The sequence below is a fragment of the Stenotrophomonas sp. pho genome, assembly GCF_006228405.1.
Classification (GTDB): domain Bacteria; phylum Pseudomonadota; class Gammaproteobacteria; order Xanthomonadales; family Xanthomonadaceae; genus Stenotrophomonas; species Stenotrophomonas sepilia.
Map to the genome: position 1 here is coordinate 1,630,543 of NZ_CP029759.1, position 14,100 is coordinate 1,644,642.

The 14,100-nt window shown below is 65.9% G+C and carries 12 protein-coding genes and 1 pseudogene; 8 read left to right on the plus strand and 5 right to left on the minus strand.

Translation table 11 applies throughout. The features are described from left to right. Nucleotides 1-88 precede the first annotated feature (88 nt). Nucleotides 89-742, minus strand: a complete 654-nt coding sequence (locus tag DL544_RS07695) for an exopolysaccharide biosynthesis protein (protein WP_139726954.1) — start codon at nt 740-742, stop codon at nt 89-91. After that, nucleotides 726-2,029, minus strand: a pseudogene (locus DL544_RS07700) (hemolysin family protein). The gene DL544_RS07695 and the pseudogene DL544_RS07700 overlap by 17 nt, the downstream one beginning before the upstream one ends. 292 nt (nt 2,030-2,321) lie before the next feature. On the opposite strand from DL544_RS07700, the gene DL544_RS07705 reads away from it, so the two are divergent. Next, entirely contained in the window at nt 2,322-2,948 is a 627-nt protein-coding gene (locus DL544_RS07705; RefSeq protein WP_004152833.1) for a DUF47 domain-containing protein, read from the plus strand. A 13-nt stretch (nt 2,949-2,961) separates the two neighbouring features. Continuing rightward, the gene (locus DL544_RS07710) at nt 2,962-4,083 is read left to right on the plus strand and encodes an inorganic phosphate transporter (protein ID WP_005416018.1); all 1,122 of its coding nucleotides are present in this window, start codon (nt 2,962-2,964) and stop codon (nt 4,081-4,083) included. 364 nt (nt 4,084-4,447) lie between these two features. Here DL544_RS07710 and DL544_RS07715 read toward each other — a convergent pair whose 3' ends face one another. From DL544_RS07715 to parE, 3 genes are all read right to left on the minus strand, one after another. After that, the gene (locus DL544_RS07715) at nt 4,448-5,944 is read right to left on the minus strand and encodes a S10 family peptidase (protein WP_032954081.1); all 1,497 of its coding nucleotides are present in this window, start codon (nt 5,942-5,944) and stop codon (nt 4,448-4,450) included. A 110-nt stretch (nt 5,945-6,054) separates the two neighbouring features. Beyond that, entirely contained in the window at nt 6,055-6,633 is a 579-nt protein-coding gene (locus tag DL544_RS07720; RefSeq protein ID WP_065179306.1) for a GNAT family N-acetyltransferase, read from the minus strand. A gap of 125 nt (nt 6,634-6,758) precedes the next feature. Then, nucleotides 6,759-8,648, minus strand: a complete 1,890-nt coding sequence (gene parE / locus DL544_RS07725) for a DNA topoisomerase IV subunit B (protein WP_005416021.1) — start codon at nt 8,646-8,648, stop codon at nt 6,759-6,761. A gap of 170 nt (nt 8,649-8,818) precedes the next feature. Here parE and DL544_RS07730 point away from each other — a divergent pair, with 170 nt between their 5' ends. From DL544_RS07730 to eno, 6 genes are all read left to right on the plus strand, one after another. Then, a complete protein-coding gene (locus DL544_RS07730; RefSeq protein WP_005416022.1) occupies nt 8,819-9,052 on the plus strand; it encodes a hypothetical protein in 234 nt (77 codons plus the stop codon). Between the two features lie 400 nt (nt 9,053-9,452). Then, on the plus strand, nt 9,453-11,117 hold the full coding sequence (locus DL544_RS07735; protein ID WP_005416023.1) for a CTP synthase: 1,665 nt from the start codon (nt 9,453-9,455) through the stop codon (nt 11,115-11,117). A gap of 89 nt (nt 11,118-11,206) precedes the next feature. Continuing rightward, entirely contained in the window at nt 11,207-12,037 is an 831-nt protein-coding gene (gene kdsA / locus DL544_RS07740) for a 3-deoxy-8-phosphooctulonate synthase (protein WP_010485995.1), read from the plus strand. After that, a complete protein-coding gene (locus tag DL544_RS07745) occupies nt 12,034-12,381 on the plus strand; it encodes a hypothetical protein (protein WP_065179304.1) in 348 nt (115 codons plus the stop codon). The genes kdsA and DL544_RS07745 overlap by 4 nt, the downstream gene beginning before the upstream one ends. Further along, nucleotides 12,381-12,710, plus strand: a complete 330-nt coding sequence (locus tag DL544_RS07750; RefSeq protein ID WP_053500063.1) for a hypothetical protein — start codon at nt 12,381-12,383, stop codon at nt 12,708-12,710. The genes DL544_RS07745 and DL544_RS07750 overlap by 1 nt, the downstream gene beginning before the upstream one ends. A gap of 96 nt (nt 12,711-12,806) precedes the next feature. Then, nucleotides 12,807-14,099, plus strand: a complete 1,293-nt coding sequence (gene eno / locus DL544_RS07755) for a phosphopyruvate hydratase (RefSeq protein ID WP_065195802.1) — start codon at nt 12,807-12,809, stop codon at nt 14,097-14,099. The last annotated feature ends 1 nt before the right edge of the window (nt 14,100 follow it).

Here is a 14,100-nt window from a genome sequence, read left to right on the forward strand (position 1 = left end):
CGGATGCCGGTAGTGCCGGCCGTTGGCCGGCTACCCTGGAAACGTGGCAGCCGGCCATCGGCCGGCTCTACCGGATGCCGCTTCAGAATCAGCGCTGGAAAAGTTCCACTGTATAGCCCACCAGCTGCCCCGAACTGAAGCCGAAGAACGCGATCGCCACCAGCGCTGCGATCCAGTTGAACAGCATCAATGCACCATCGCGCTCCAGCAGCGCCAGCGAGAACAGCAGCAGCTGGAAACCGAACAGGAAGTTGGTGAACGGAATCGGCAATGACAGCAGGATGCCCAGCAGTACCAGCAGCAGGCCGCTGAAGGCGTGCGCGGGCAGCGGTGTCAGCAACTGCGGCAGGCGAGGCTTCAGCATCCTGTCCAGTCGCCGCAACGGGCGATCGATACGGTCCAGGAAGCGGTGCATGGTGCCGCGCTTCGGCCCGCGTCGGGCAATGAAACCGGGCAGCCAGGGCCGGCGCAGGCAACACAGCATCTGCAGTCCGATCAGGACCACGAGTGGGCCGCTGACCGCACCCCCCATGCCCGGGATCGGGATGAACGAGGGCAGGATCGCCACGAACAGGAACACGCCAAACGCGCTCTGCTGCAGGTTGCTGAGGATCTGGCCGAGCGGCATGTGCTCGGCGGGATCGCCGGAGGCGAACATCTCCAGCAGGGTGCGGATGCCCTCGTTGCGGTAGGTCGGGCGCTGCGCGCCCTGGCCCTGGCCGGCCTCAGGCGGTGAGCTCATCGGCCTGCTCGTCGGATAACGTGCGCAGCAGCAGCTTGTCCACCCGCGCACCGTCCAGGTCGACCACCTCGAAGCGCCAGCCGGCCAGTCGAAGTACTCGCCTGCGTGCGGGATGCGGCCGAAGTAATGGATGCACATGCCGGCCAGCGTGTAGTAGTCGCCATCCTCGGCATCGGGCAGGTCGTTGCTTCCGATCAGCTCGCGCAGGTCCTCGATCGGCAGCGAGCCGTCGACCAGCAGCGAGCCGTCCTCGCGGGTCACCACCAGTGCGTCTTCATCGGCATTCTCCACCGCCTGCAGGCGGCCAACCACGGCGCCCATCAGGTCGCTGATGGTCACCAGGCCCTGGATCTCGCCGTACTCGTCCACCACCAGCGCCATCGACTGCTGCTCCTCGCGGAAGATCTCCAGCAGCTTCATCGCGTGGGTCGATTCGGAGACGTACAGCGGTTCGCGCAGGGTCTGGAACAGCGCGTTGTCGCCGCGCGCCATGCGCGTGGCCAGCGATTTCAGCTCCAGCACGCCGACCACGTCCATGTCGTTGTCGCGGTATACCGGGTACCGCGAGAACTCGTGCTCGGCCATGATGTCCAGATTGCGCTCCAGCCCGGCCTGGGTGTCGAGCCAGGCAATGCGGTTGCGCGGGGTCATCAGGCTGTCGGCGGTGCGGTCGCCCAGGCGCATGACGCGGTTCATCATGTCGCGCTCGTGGGCGTCGATCACGCCAGCTTCGTGGCTCTCGGCCACCAGCATCCGGATCTCTTCTTCAGTCACCTGCGCGGCCTCGTCCTTGCCCAGGCCCAGCACCTTCAGTACCAGCTGGGTGGTCTTGGACAGGAGCCAAACGAAGGGCAGGGCCAGCCTGGCCAGCCAGCTCATCGGCATCGCGACCAGGCCGGCAATGGCCTCGGAGCGGGTCAGGGCCAGACGCTTGGGCACCAGTTCGCCGAAGATCAGCGTGATGAAGGTGATCAGCGAGACCGCCAGGGCGGTGCCTACTTCGCGCGCGTACGCAAAGCCGGGCATCAGGCCCTGCAGCCAGCCGGCGATCGCGTCGCCGATCGCATCACCACCGAGGTAGCCGGTCAGTACGCCGATCACGGTGATGCCGATCTGCACCGTGGACAGGAAACTCTCCGGCTTCTCCGAAAGCTCCAGCGCCTTGGCGGCGCGCTTGGAGGTGGCGGCCATCTGCTTCAGGCGGCTCTTGCGCGAGGTCATGACCGACATCTCGGACATGGCGAAGAAGCCGTTCAGTAGAACCAGCGCGAAGACAATCAGGATCATTTCAAACACGGGCGTCGTCCCCGGTTGGTGGCAGGGAGGGCGGGTGCTTGCGATGGCGGCTGGCGCTCAGGAACAGGGTCCGGCGCGGCGCAGGGGGATAAGGGTCGTCGTCCATAAGGTGCGCCCGGAGGCGCGCTGGCATCTTAGCAAAGGGGCGTGGCAGGGTGGCAACCGCCTGTTCAGGTTGGGGGTCCCAGAGCCCGGAAAGGGCGCGGGGATACCCGTGATGGTCATCTAGCCGTCATAATTCGCTCTGGTGCCGTCCTTCCCGCGACGGCTGACAGGTTTCTCAATGTTCTCTCTGCAGACCATTTTCGGTTCCGGCAAACAGTTCTACACCCTGCTTGATGAGGCTGCCGTCGCGGCTTCCGATGCCGCCAAGGCGCTGCATTCGATGCTGCGCGAGGCCGATCGCCAGCCCGCGCTGGACGCCTTCAAGCTGGCCCGCCTGCGCGAACGCGCGGCCTCGGACAAGATCAGCCAGGCGCTGGTCGACAGCTTCATGACCCCGATCGAGCGCGAAGACATCGAAGCGCTGGGTTCGGCCCTGTACAAGATTCCGAAGCAGATCGAGAAGTTCGCCGATCGCTATTCGCTGGCCACGACCCACCTGGAGCACATCGACTTCGCGCCGCGCGCGGCGATGCTGGAACAGGCCGCCGGCGTGGTGGTGGAGATGGTGGCTGACCTGCGCCACATGAACCTGGACCGGATGACCGCGCTGAACGAGAAGCTGCGCTCGCTGGAGAACGAGGCCGACCGCCTGATGCTCGAGCTGTACCGCGACATCTACTCCGGTCGCCTGGACAACCTGCAGATGTTCCTGCTGAAGGAATTCTTCGAGATCCTGGAAAAGGCCATCGACCGTTGCCGCGAGGCCGGCGTGGTGGCGTACCAGATCGTGTTGAAGAACAGCTGACGGACGCCGCCGCATGTTGACCCTTGTCCTGGTGGTGATCCTGGCCGCGCTCGTCTTCGAGTTCATCAACGGCTTCCACGACACTGCCAACTCCATTGCCACCGTAGTGGCGACCAAGGTGCTCTCGCCCGGCTGGGCGGTGATGCTGGCCGCCTTCATGAACCTCATCGGTGCGCTGACCGGTACGGCGGTGGCGCTGACCATCGCCTCGGGCCTGCTCAACACCAACGTGGTCGAGGTCACTCCGCAGGTGATCCTGTGCGCCCTGCTGGGCGGCATCATCTGGAACCTGATCACCTGGTGGAAGGGCCTGCCGTCCTCGTCCTCGCACGCCCTGATCGGTGGCCTCTGCGGTGCCGGTCTGGCCGCGGCCCACAACAACTGGGACGCGCTGATCTGGTCGGAGCGCCTGGGCAGCTGGGCGCAGAACAAGGGCCTGCTGTGGAAGGTGTTCGTGCCGATGATCACCTCGCCGATCGCCGGCTTCCTGCTCGGCATCGTGGTGATGGTGCTGCTGTGGGCGCTGATCGCCGGCCTGGCCAAGGTCGGTGGCGCCATCGGCCGCCTGGCCCGTCCGCGCATCGTCAATGCCTTCTTCGGCAAGGCGCAGATCGCCTCGGCGGCCTACATGGGCTTCGCCCACGGCCACAACGACGCGCAGAAGACCATGGGCATCATCGCGATGACCCTGATTGGTGCCGAAGCCACCGGCGCACTGAACGATCTGCCGTCCTGGCTGGCGTTCATGCACCCGGACGCGCACGCCGGTGACGGCATCGCCATGTGGATCGTACTGACCTGTGCAGTGGTGATGGCTGCCGGTACCGCCTCGGGTGGCTGGAAGATCATCAAGACCCTGGGCCACAAGATGGTCAAGCTGCACCCGATCCACGGCTTCGCCGCGGAGACCAGCTCGGCCACCATCCTGACCCTGGCGGCCCACTTCGGCATGCCGGTCTCGACCACGCACAGCATCTCCACCGCGATCATGGGCGTCGGTTTCGCCAAGAACCCGCGTTCGCTGAAGTTCGGCGTGATCGAGCGCATTGTCTGGGCCTGGATCCTGACCATCCCGGCCGCCGGCGGCTGTGCGTACCTGATCCTGAAGCTGTTCGAGATGTTCGGCTGGACCTGATCGCCACGCCAAGGTGCACACGAAAAAGCCCGCCGACCACCGGCGGGCTTTTTCATGGGCAAAGAATTTTTCCGCACACAACGTGTCGACCAAGGTCGACACCTACCAGAGCAGAAACAGGGATCCGATCCCGTGCCGACCAACGGTCGGCACCCACCAGCAGCAGCGGGAAACTGTCGAAGGCGGGGTGGGTCCGGTTGCGGGGGTGTGAGCGGCATGGATGCCGCGACCAAGCCCCCATGGACGGGTTTACGGCGTCCCCCGCAACCGGACCCGCTCCGCCAACCCACGGAATGCCCGCTTTTGCAGTTGCAGTTGCCGTTGCAGTCAGCGGGTGCCGGGCCGCAGTCCCGGCCGACCCTCCTCAATTGCGTTGGAACAGCGCCTGCACATCCCTGCGGAACGCCGCCTGGCTGTCGGCCCGGCTGTAGAACATGTGCCCGCCCGGATAACTGCGCACCTGCACCCGGTCCGGATTGCTGCCCATCGTCGGCATCTGGTCCACGGTCAGGATCGAACCCATGAACGGGCACGACAGGTCGTTCCAGCCATGCACGATCAGCACCTGCAGGTGCGGGTCGATCGCCACGGCCTGGCGCAGCTGGGTCACCGCGCCATCGCGCAGCTCGCCATTGCGGTCCCACAGCCGGTTCACGTCGTAGTTCAGCGCCTGGTACCGCGCATCCACCTTCCAGCCGACCACGCGCGTCACGAAGTCGACCATCGCCGTGGTGGTCGGCGCGATGATGCTGTCCAGCAGCGGATCGTTGGCGCGCTGCTCCGGATCGTTCGGGAATGGATCGAACGCGGTTACGTTGGAATCGTAGCGGCTGCCCAGCGTGCCCTTGTCGCGGAACACTTCACGCAGGTAGGCCTGGGTTTCCAGCCGACCACCGGCACGGCGCACGAACTGCGGGTCCAGCCCGGTCAGTTCGGTCACCCGGCGCAGCATTGCCTCGGTCGCCTGCGGATCGCTGCGGCCCTTCATCAACGCGGTGGCGTAGTCGCCACGGGTGTATTCCACTACTTCGCGCATCGCTGCATCGGTCAGCTTGCCCTGGCGCTCCAGGTGCGCGGCGGCGATCGACGGCAGCGTCTGCATCCACGCCATCGGCGAGACATCGGCGTTGTCTTCCAGGGTCGGGCTCAGGTAGGGCGAGACCAATACCAGGCCGTTCATCGCAACACCCAGCCGGGTCTGCAGATAGTGGGTGATGCGTGGGCCGCGGTAGCCGCCGTAGCTCTCGCCGGTCAGGTACTTGCGCGACGCCATGCGCTGGTTGCGCAGCAGCCAGTCGTAGATCGAGCGTGACAGGTATTCGATGTCGGCGCTGGGGTTGTACAGCGCCTTCTTCGCTTCGTCGTCGCCGATGCGCGCGCGGCTGAAGCCGGTCCCGACCGGATCAATGAACACCAGATCGGTGAAGTCCAGCCAGGTGCCGGGGTTGTCGTGCAGCGTCGCCGGCGCCGACGCGCTGTCACCCTCGGAGCCGAAGGTCACCACCTTGGGCCCGATCGCGCCCATGTTGAGGTAGACCGACGATGCCCCGGGGCCGCCATTGAGCGCGAAGGTCACCGGCCGGTCCTTGCCCGGCATCGTGTAGGCGGTAAACACCACGTCGGCGATCACCTTGCCCTTGGCATCGCGTACCGGCAGGGTGCCGACGGTGGCGGTGTAGTCCAGGGTGCGGCCGGCCAGGCGCATGCTCTGGCGGGCCGAGGCGTCTGCGGGCAACGCAGGTGCCTCGGTCTTGTCGTCCTTCGGATCGGGCTTGGCGTCGGCATCAGGCGCGGCCAGCACGCTGGCTGGGGCGATGAGCAGGCCGACGCAGAGCGCGGCAGTGTGCAACAGGGACTTCATGGCACCGGGTGGGCAGCGGAAGGGGATTGCGATGCTAGGCCGGTGGCGGCCCATGTCGTATGTGTCCAAAGGCATGGCCGTGCGTTGCGGCCGCTATTGGCCAGCTTGGGTCAAGCGGACAGGGCGGTTGCCGCTTTGTCATCGGCAAGCAGGCCATAGACGGCCGAGTCGGCCAGTTCCCCCTGGATGCGCCAGCGCTGGCGCAGCACTCCCTCGCGGCGGAAGCCCAGGCGTTCGAGCACGTGCGCGGAGGGTGCGTTGCGCGGGTCGATCTCGGCTTCCACGCGATGCAGGTGGAGGGTGCCGAACAGGTAGGCCAGTACCTGCTGCAGGGCCTCGTGCATGTAGCCCTGGCCCTGGCGATCGGGTGCCAGCAGGTAGCCGATCTCGGCGCGGGCTGCAGTGCGGTCCACTGCAAACACCACGCAGATGCCCAGCAGTGGACCTTCCAGCGATTCGCGCACGGCCAGCTTCAGCTGGGTACCGATGGCATGGGCGGCGAGATCATCGTCGATCTGTTCGCGCGCCTCGGCCTGTCGCGTCCAGGCCGGATGATTCCACCAGCGCATCACGTCGGGATTGGACTGCAGCGCGAACAGCGCGGCGGCGTCGTCACGGCGGATCGGGCTCAGGACCAGCCGTGCGCTGTGCAGCGGCAGGTCGGGGAACAGCAGCGAGTGGCTGGCCAATACGGTGGTCCACGCGGATGGACGCGCATTATGGCGCCGCCGGGTTTGCCGATGGGGGCGGCATGCCCGGGGCGGATGGGTCGGATCCCTTTCCCGGCGGGAAACGGATCCGACCCCGCGAGGGATCAGACTTCCAGCGAAGCCAGGTCGCCCTTCGACTCCAGCCAGCCCTTGCGGTCGGACGCGCGCTTCTTGGCCAGCAGCATGTCCATCAGCGAGCGGGTCTGCTCGCCATCGTCCACGGTCAGCTGGACCAGGCGGCGCGTATCCGGGTGGATGGTCGACTCGCGCAGCTGTGGCGGGTTCATCTCGCCCAGGCCCTTGAAGCGGGTGACGTTGATGGCGCCCTTGATCTTCTCGCGCTCGATCTTGTCCAGCATCGAGCGCTTTTCTTCCTCGTCCAGGGCATAGAACACCTGCTTGCCCACATCGATGCGGAACAGCGGCGGCATCGCCACGAACACATGGCCGGCATCGACCAGTGCCGGGAAGTGCTTCAGGAACAGCGCGGTCAGCAGCGTTGCGATGTGCAGGCCGTCGGAGTCCGCGTCGGCCAGGATGATCACCTTGCCGTAGCGCAGGCCGCTGATGTCGTCCTTGCCGGGGTCGCAGCCGATGGCGATGGCCAGGTTGTGTACTTCCTCCGAGGCCAGCACGCTGTTGGACGAGACTTCCCAGGTGTTCAGGATCTTGCCACGCAGCGGCATGATCGCCTGGAAATCCTTGTCGCGAGCCTGCTTGGCGCTGCCGCCTGCCGAGTCACCTTCCACCAGGAACAGCTCGGTGCGCGACAGGTCCTGGCTGATGCAGTCTGCCAACTTGCCGGGCAGGGCCGGGCCCTGGGTGATCTTTTTGCGGACGACCAGCTTCTCGGTCTTCAGGCGCGCGCTGGCACGCTCGATGGCGATCTGCGCGATCTTCTCGCCCAGTTCCACGTTCTGGTTCAGTAGCAGGCTGAACGCATCATGGGCGGCACCTTCGACGAAACCGGCGGCCTGGCGCGAGGACAGGCGCTCCTTCGTCTGGCCGCTGAACTGTGGGTCGGTCATCTTCAGCGACAGCACGAACGACACGCGGTCCCACACGTCTTCCGGGGCCAGCTTGACGCCACGCGGCAGCAGGTTGCGGAAGTCGCAGAACTCGCGCAGCGCTTCGGTCAGGCCGGTGCGCAGGCCGTTGACATGGGTGCCGTGCTGCGCGGTGGGAATCAGGTTGACGTAGCTTTCCTGCACCAGCTCGCCTTCCGGCAGCCAGGCCACGGCCCAGTCAACTACCTCGGTGTCCTTCTTCAGGTTGCCAACGAACAGGTCGGCCGGCAGCGATTCGCGCTCGCCCAGCTCCAGCTTCAGGTAATCGCGCAGGCCGTCTTCGTAGTACCAGGTATCGACTTCACCGGTGGCTTCATCGGTCAGCTTCACGGTCAGGCCCGGGCACAGCACGGCCTTGGCGCGCAGCAGGTGCTTGAGCGCGCGCACCGCGAACTTCGGCGTATCGAAGTACTTCGGGTCCGGCCAGAAGCGCACGCGGGTACCGGTGTTCTTCTTGCCGACGCTGCCGACCACTTCCAGCGGCGTGGCACGGTCGCCGTTGCGGAAGGTGATGCGGTGTTCGGCGCCGTCGCGCTTGATGTGCACTTCCACCAGGGTCGACAGCGCATTGACCACGCTGACGCCGACGCCGTGCAGGCCGCCGGAGAAGGTGTAGTTGTTGTTGCTGAACTTGCCGCCCGCGTGCAGGCGCGTGAGGATCAGCTCGACACCCGGGATCTTCTCCTCCGGATGAATGTCCACTGGCATGCCGCGGCCGTCATCGCTGACCTCCACGCTGCCATCCTTGTACAGGGTGATCTCGATCGAACGGGCGTGACCGGCGAGGGCTTCGTCCACCGAGTTGTCGATCACTTCCTGCGCCAGGTGGTTCGGGCGCGCGGTGTCGGTATACATGCCGGGACGGCGCTTGACCGGGTCAAGGCCGGACAGGACTTCAATATCGGCGGCGTTATAGCGGGCGTTCATCTGTCTTCGAAAGCTTGGAGCGACGGGCAAGTGTGGGGTCTGGCACGGGAATTTGCACGCCTGCGGTTCAGTCTCGGCGGCGCAGAGGAGGTAAAATAGCCCTCGCTGGAATCTGAACGCCGGCGGCCCGTTGGGTCTGAACGTCCAAGCCATACCGCGAGGAGGACCTCATGAAGAAGTTGCTGACCATTGCGATCCTGGCCGCTGCCGCCGTTGCAGTGCCGCTGGTGGTGGCGCAGAACGCCGGCCAGCCGGCCCCGCAGCAGGGTGACCAGGCCGACAAGGCGCAGGCCGAGGCCGATGCCAAGGCCAAGCGTCGGGCCCAGGCCAATGCCGAAATGAAGGCGCAGGGCCAGCCGGCCCCGCAGCAGGAAGAGGAAGAGGAAGCGCGCAAGAAGCGCTGATCCCGCAACCTGCCAGGCGCCCTTGCGACAAGGGTTGCGCACCGAAACGCCCCGCCGAGCGGGGCGTTTTTTGTTGGATCGGCCGCACAAGCCCCTTGGGTTGGCGGCCATCAATCTGTAAACTATGGCTTTCCGGGAGTAAGTGCGTGTCCACCCTTTGCGAATGGGCTGGAGCGGCCAAGCGTGGCTTCCAGCATGGCGGGTCGCAGGTGACGGTCGATTTGACCGGCACGGTCGCCCCGACCTCGCACGATGGTTCCCGTCCGGCGCCTGCCGCCGCACGGATCCGCACCTCCCTCGCTGCCACAGCGAACCGGAAAACCCCCTCTGAGCACCATGCCCGCCCTCCGGGTGCGCGTGGTGCTGCCGTTTTCCATTTCCAGACAGGATGCTTGCAGCCATGACTCCCTTGATTTTCGTAACCGGCGGCGTGGTGTCCTCGCTCGGCAAAGGCATTGCCGCCGCGTCGCTGGCCGCCATTCTCGAAGCCCGTGGCCTGAAGGTCACGATGATGAAGCTCGACCCGTACATCAACGTCGACCCGGGCACCATGAGTCCGTTCCAGCACGGTGAGGTCTATGTCACCGACGACGGCGCCGAGACCGACCTCGACCTGGGCCACTACGAGCGCTTCGTGCGCACCCGCCTCAGCCGCAAGAACTCGGTCACCACCGGCCGCATCTACGAGAACGTGATCCGCAAGGAGCGCCGCGGCGACTACCTGGGCGCGACCGTGCAGGTCATTCCGCACATCACCGACGAGATCCGTCGCTGCATCGACGAAGCCACCGAAGGCTATGACGTGGCACTGGTCGAGATCGGCGGCACCGTTGGCGACATCGAGTCGCTGCCGTTCCTGGAGGCGATCCGCCAGGTGCGCACCGAACGTGGCCCGGAGAAGGCGCTGTTCATGCACCTCACCCTGGTGCCGTACATCGGCGCCGCCGGCGAGCTGAAGACCAAGCCGACCCAGCACTCGGTGAAGGAACTGCGCTCGATCGGCATCCAGCCGGACGTCCTGCTGTGCCGCTCCGAGCAGGCGGTGCCGGATTCGGAGCGCCGCAAGATCGCCCAGTTCACCAACGTTTCCGAGCGTGCGGTGATCAGCGTGCCGGACGTGGACGTGCTGTACCGCATCCCGTCTGGCCTGCATGCACAGGGCCTGGACGAAATCGTGGTGAACCAGCTGAAGCTGGCCGACAAGGCCGGTCCGGTCGACCTGTCGATGTGGGAAGACGCGGTCGATGCGACCCTGCACCCGCTGGACGAAGTGACCATCGCCGTGGTCGGCAAGTACGTCGATCACCAGGATGCCTACAAGTCGGTCGGCGAAGCACTGAAGCACGGTGGCCTGCGCCAGCGCACCAAGGTCAACCTGAAGTGGCTGGAAGCGCAGGACCTGGAAGGCACCGACATGGCCGCGCTGGCCGATGTCGACGGCATCCTGGTGCCGGGTGGCTTCGGTGACCGTGGTTTCGAAGGCAAGGTGCTGACCTCGAAGTTCGCCCGCGAGCAGCAGGTGCCGTACTTCGGCATCTGCTATGGCATGCAGGCGGCCGTGGTCGACTACGCGCGCAACGTGGTCGGCCTGGAAGGTGCCAACAGCACCGAGAACGACCGCCAGTCGCCGAACCCGGTGATCGGCCTGATCACCGAATGGCGCACCGCCAGCGGCGATGTCGAGAAGCGTGACGACAAGAGCGACCTCGGCGGCACCATGCGCCTGGGCCTGCAGGAACAACGCCTGAAGCCGGGCACGCTGGCCCGCGAGCTGTACGGCAAGGACGTGGTCGCCGAGCGCCACCGCCACCGCTACGAGTTCAACAACCGTTACCGCACCCAGCTGGAAGATGCGGGCCTGGTGATCGCCGGCAAGTCGATGGACGACACCCTGGTGGAAGTGGTCGAGCTGCCGCGCGATGCCCACCCGTGGTTCCTGGCCTGCCAGGCGCACCCGGAATTCCTGTCCACGCCGCGTGACGGCCACCCGCTGTTCATCGGTTTCATCCGTGCCGCGCGCGAGCGCAAGGCCGGCGGCAAGCTGCTTTCCGAAGCGCGCGCCTGACTTGTGAATGGGGGCTTCGGCCCCCATCCTGCATGCTTCAACCCCCAGCGCACCGGCCCGTCCGGTGCTGCGGACAACAAGGAAACGCCATGAAACTGTGTGGATTCGAGGTCGGGCTGGACCAGCCCCTGTTCCTGATCGCCGGCCCCTGCGTGATCGAGTCGATGCAGCTGCAGCTCGATACCGCCGGCAAGCTGAAGGAGATCACCGACAAGCTCGGCGTCAATTTCATCTTCAAGTCCAGCTTCGACAAGGCCAACCGCACTTCGGGTACCGCATTCCGCGGCCCGGGCATGGAAGAGGGCCTGAAGGTCCTGGCCGAAGTGAAGAAGCAGATCGGCGTGCCGGTGCTGACCGACGTCCACGAATACACCCCGATGGACGAAGTGGCCTCGGTGGTGGACGTGCTGCAGACCCCGGCGTTCCTGGTCCGCCAGACCGACTTCATCCGCAAGGTGTGCTCGGCCGGCAAGCCGGTCAACATCAAGAAGGGCCAGTTCCTGGCGCCGTGGGACATGAAGCCGGTCGTGGAGAAGGCCAAGGCCACCGGCAACGAGCAGATCATGGTCTGCGAGCGCGGTGCCAGCTTCGGCTACAACAACCTGGTCAGCGACATGCGTTCGCTGGCGGTGATGCGCGAGACCGGTTGCCCGGTGGTGTTCGACGCCACCCACTCGGTGCAGTTGCCGGGCGGGCAGGGCACCAGCTCAGGCGGCCAGCGCGAGCACGTGCCGGTGCTGGCCCGTGCCGCGGTGGCGGTGGGCATCTCCGGCCTGTTCGCCGAAACCCATCCGGATCCGTCAAAGGCGCTGTCCGATGGTCCCAACGCGTGGCCGCTGGACCAGATGGAGGCCCTGCTCGAGACCCTGATGGAACTCGACGCGGTGACCAAGAAGCACGGCTTTTCGCGCTTCGCGTGAGTCGTGACCCGTGGGTGGCGCTGGAAACCCAGCGCCGCCGCCGGCACTGGAGACAGTGGCCGTGGGGCTTGATCGCGCTGGGGCTGTCCGCGGTGTTCACCGTGGGCTTGTTCTGCCTGGTGCTGATCGGCGCCGCGTCAGTGCGCCCACCGGGTGATGGCGGCAGCGCGCTCGATCTTCGGGCGTATTTCATTGCGCTTGTGGTCGGAGAGCTGCTGGCCAGCGCAGGGTGCGTCGCTTCGGCTGTGCTGGCCTGGCGATTGAACCGTGGCAAGGTACCGGCAGGGCTGGCGATCATCCTGCTTTCTCTGTGGATCGGCACCCTGTTCTACGGATGGCGTTGATGAATACGACCCCATCGGCGCGCGGCTGGCCCTGGGGCCTGATCGCGCTGGCGCTGTCCGTGTTGACCTGGATGGCCCTGGTGGTGGGCGTGCTGGCCTTCACCGCCGGCTTCCGGCCGCCCGGGGACGGAAACAATGGCGTGCAGGCCACGCAGTGGTGGATGCTGGGCGCGCTGGTCACGATGGTGCTGTGCTTTCTCGGCAGCCCGGTCGCGATGGTGTTGGCCTGGCGACGGCGGCGTGGCCCCATCCTTGCGGCGATTGCCGGTGCATTGCTGGTGATGCTGGTCTCGCTGGTCCTTATCGTGATCGGGTCGAGCTGGGGCTGATGCAGGCCACGCCATTTGGCAAGTGGCGGGCAGCCGGGGATAATCACGCGGCATTCGTTTTGTCGCCCCCTCTCCAGACAGGTAACCGGCCCGACCATGAGTACGATCCGCAGCATCCACGCCCGTGAAATCCTCGACAGTCGTGGCAATCCCACGCTGGAAGCCGAAGTCATCCTGGAGGACGGCTCGTTCGGTCGCGCCGCGGTTCCCTCAGGCGCCTCGACCGGCACCAAGGAAGCGGTCGAGCTGCGTGACGGCGACAAGACCCGTTACCTGGGCAAGGGCGTGCGCAAGGCCGTTGACAACGTCAACACCACGATTGCCGCCGCGCTGAAGGGGTTTGAAGCCACCGACCAGGCCGGCCTCGACCGTCGCCTGATCGATCTGGACGGCACCGAGAACAAGGGTCGGCTGGGCGCCAACGCACTGCTGGGTGTTTCGATGGCCGCCGCGCACGCCGCCGCCGCATCCAGCAAGCAGGCGCTGTGGCAGTACCTGGCTGCCCGGACCGGCGTGACCCCGTCGCTGCCGGTGCCGATGATGAACATCATCAACGGCGGCGCGCATGCCGACAACAACGTCGACTTCCAGGAGTTCATGGTGCTGCCGGTCGGCTTCACCTCGTTCTCCGAAGCATTGCGCGCCGGTACCGAAATCTTCCATTCGCTGAAGTCGGTGCTGAAGGGCCACGGCCTGAGCACGGCGGTGGGCGACGAAGGCGGCTTCGCGCCGGACTTCCGCAGCAACGTCGAAGCGCTGGACACCATCCTCGAAGCAATCGGCAAGGCCGGCTACACCGCCGGTGAAGACGTGCTGCTGGGCCTGGACGTGGCTTCCAGCGAGTTCTTCGAGAACGGCAAGTACAATCTGGTCGGCGAGAACAAGCGCCTGACTTCCGAGCAGTTCGTCGACTTCCTCGCCGACTGGGCCGCGCAGTACCCGATCATCACGATTGAAGATGGCCTGGCCGAGAACGACTGGGCGGGTTGGAAGCTGCTGACCGACCGCATGGGCAAGAAGGTGCAGCTGGTCGGTGACGACCTGTTCGTGACCAACCCGAAGATCTTCCAGGAAGGCATTGACTCGGGCACCGCCAACGCGATCCTGATCAAGGTCAACCAGATCGGCACGCTCAGCGAAACCCTGGAAGCGATCGCCATGGCCGACCGCGCCGGCTATGCGGCCGTGGTCTCGCACCGGTCGGGCGAAACCGAAGACACCACCATCGCCGACATCGCCGTGGCCACCACCGCCACCCAGATCAAGACCGGCTCGCTGTGCCGCAGCGATCGCGTGGCCAAGTACAACCAGCTGCTGCGCATCGAGGAAGCCCTCGGCGCCGGCGCGCGTTACGCCGGTCGTGACGCGTTCGTTTCGCTGAAGCGCTGAG

Excerpts from the sequence above, each read along its gene's own strand:
- DL544_RS07695 (WP_139726954.1), bottom strand. The coding sequence starts at position 742 with ATGAGCTCACCGCCTGAGGCCGGCCAGGGCCAGGGCGCGCAGCGCCCG.
- DL544_RS07705 (WP_004152833.1), top strand. The coding sequence starts at position 2,322 with ATGTTCTCTCTGCAGACCATTTTCGGTTCCGGCAAACAGTTCTACACC.
- DL544_RS07710 (WP_005416018.1), top strand. The coding sequence starts at position 2,962 with ATGTTGACCCTTGTCCTGGTGGTGATCCTGGCCGCGCTCGTCTTCGAG.
- DL544_RS07715 (WP_032954081.1), bottom strand. The coding sequence starts at position 5,944 with ATGAAGTCCCTGTTGCACACTGCCGCGCTCTGCGTCGGCCTGCTCATC.
- parE (WP_005416021.1), bottom strand. The coding sequence starts at position 8,648 with ATGAACGCCCGCTATAACGCCGCCGATATTGAAGTCCTGTCCGGCCTT.
- DL544_RS07730 (WP_005416022.1), top strand. The coding sequence starts at position 8,819 with ATGAAGAAGTTGCTGACCATTGCGATCCTGGCCGCTGCCGCCGTTGCA.
- DL544_RS07735 (WP_005416023.1), top strand. The coding sequence starts at position 9,453 with ATGACTCCCTTGATTTTCGTAACCGGCGGCGTGGTGTCCTCGCTCGGC.
- kdsA (WP_010485995.1), top strand. The coding sequence starts at position 11,207 with ATGAAACTGTGTGGATTCGAGGTCGGGCTGGACCAGCCCCTGTTCCTG.
- DL544_RS07750 (WP_053500063.1), top strand. The coding sequence starts at position 12,381 with ATGAATACGACCCCATCGGCGCGCGGCTGGCCCTGGGGCCTGATCGCG.
- eno (WP_065195802.1), top strand. The coding sequence starts at position 12,807 with ATGAGTACGATCCGCAGCATCCACGCCCGTGAAATCCTCGACAGTCGT.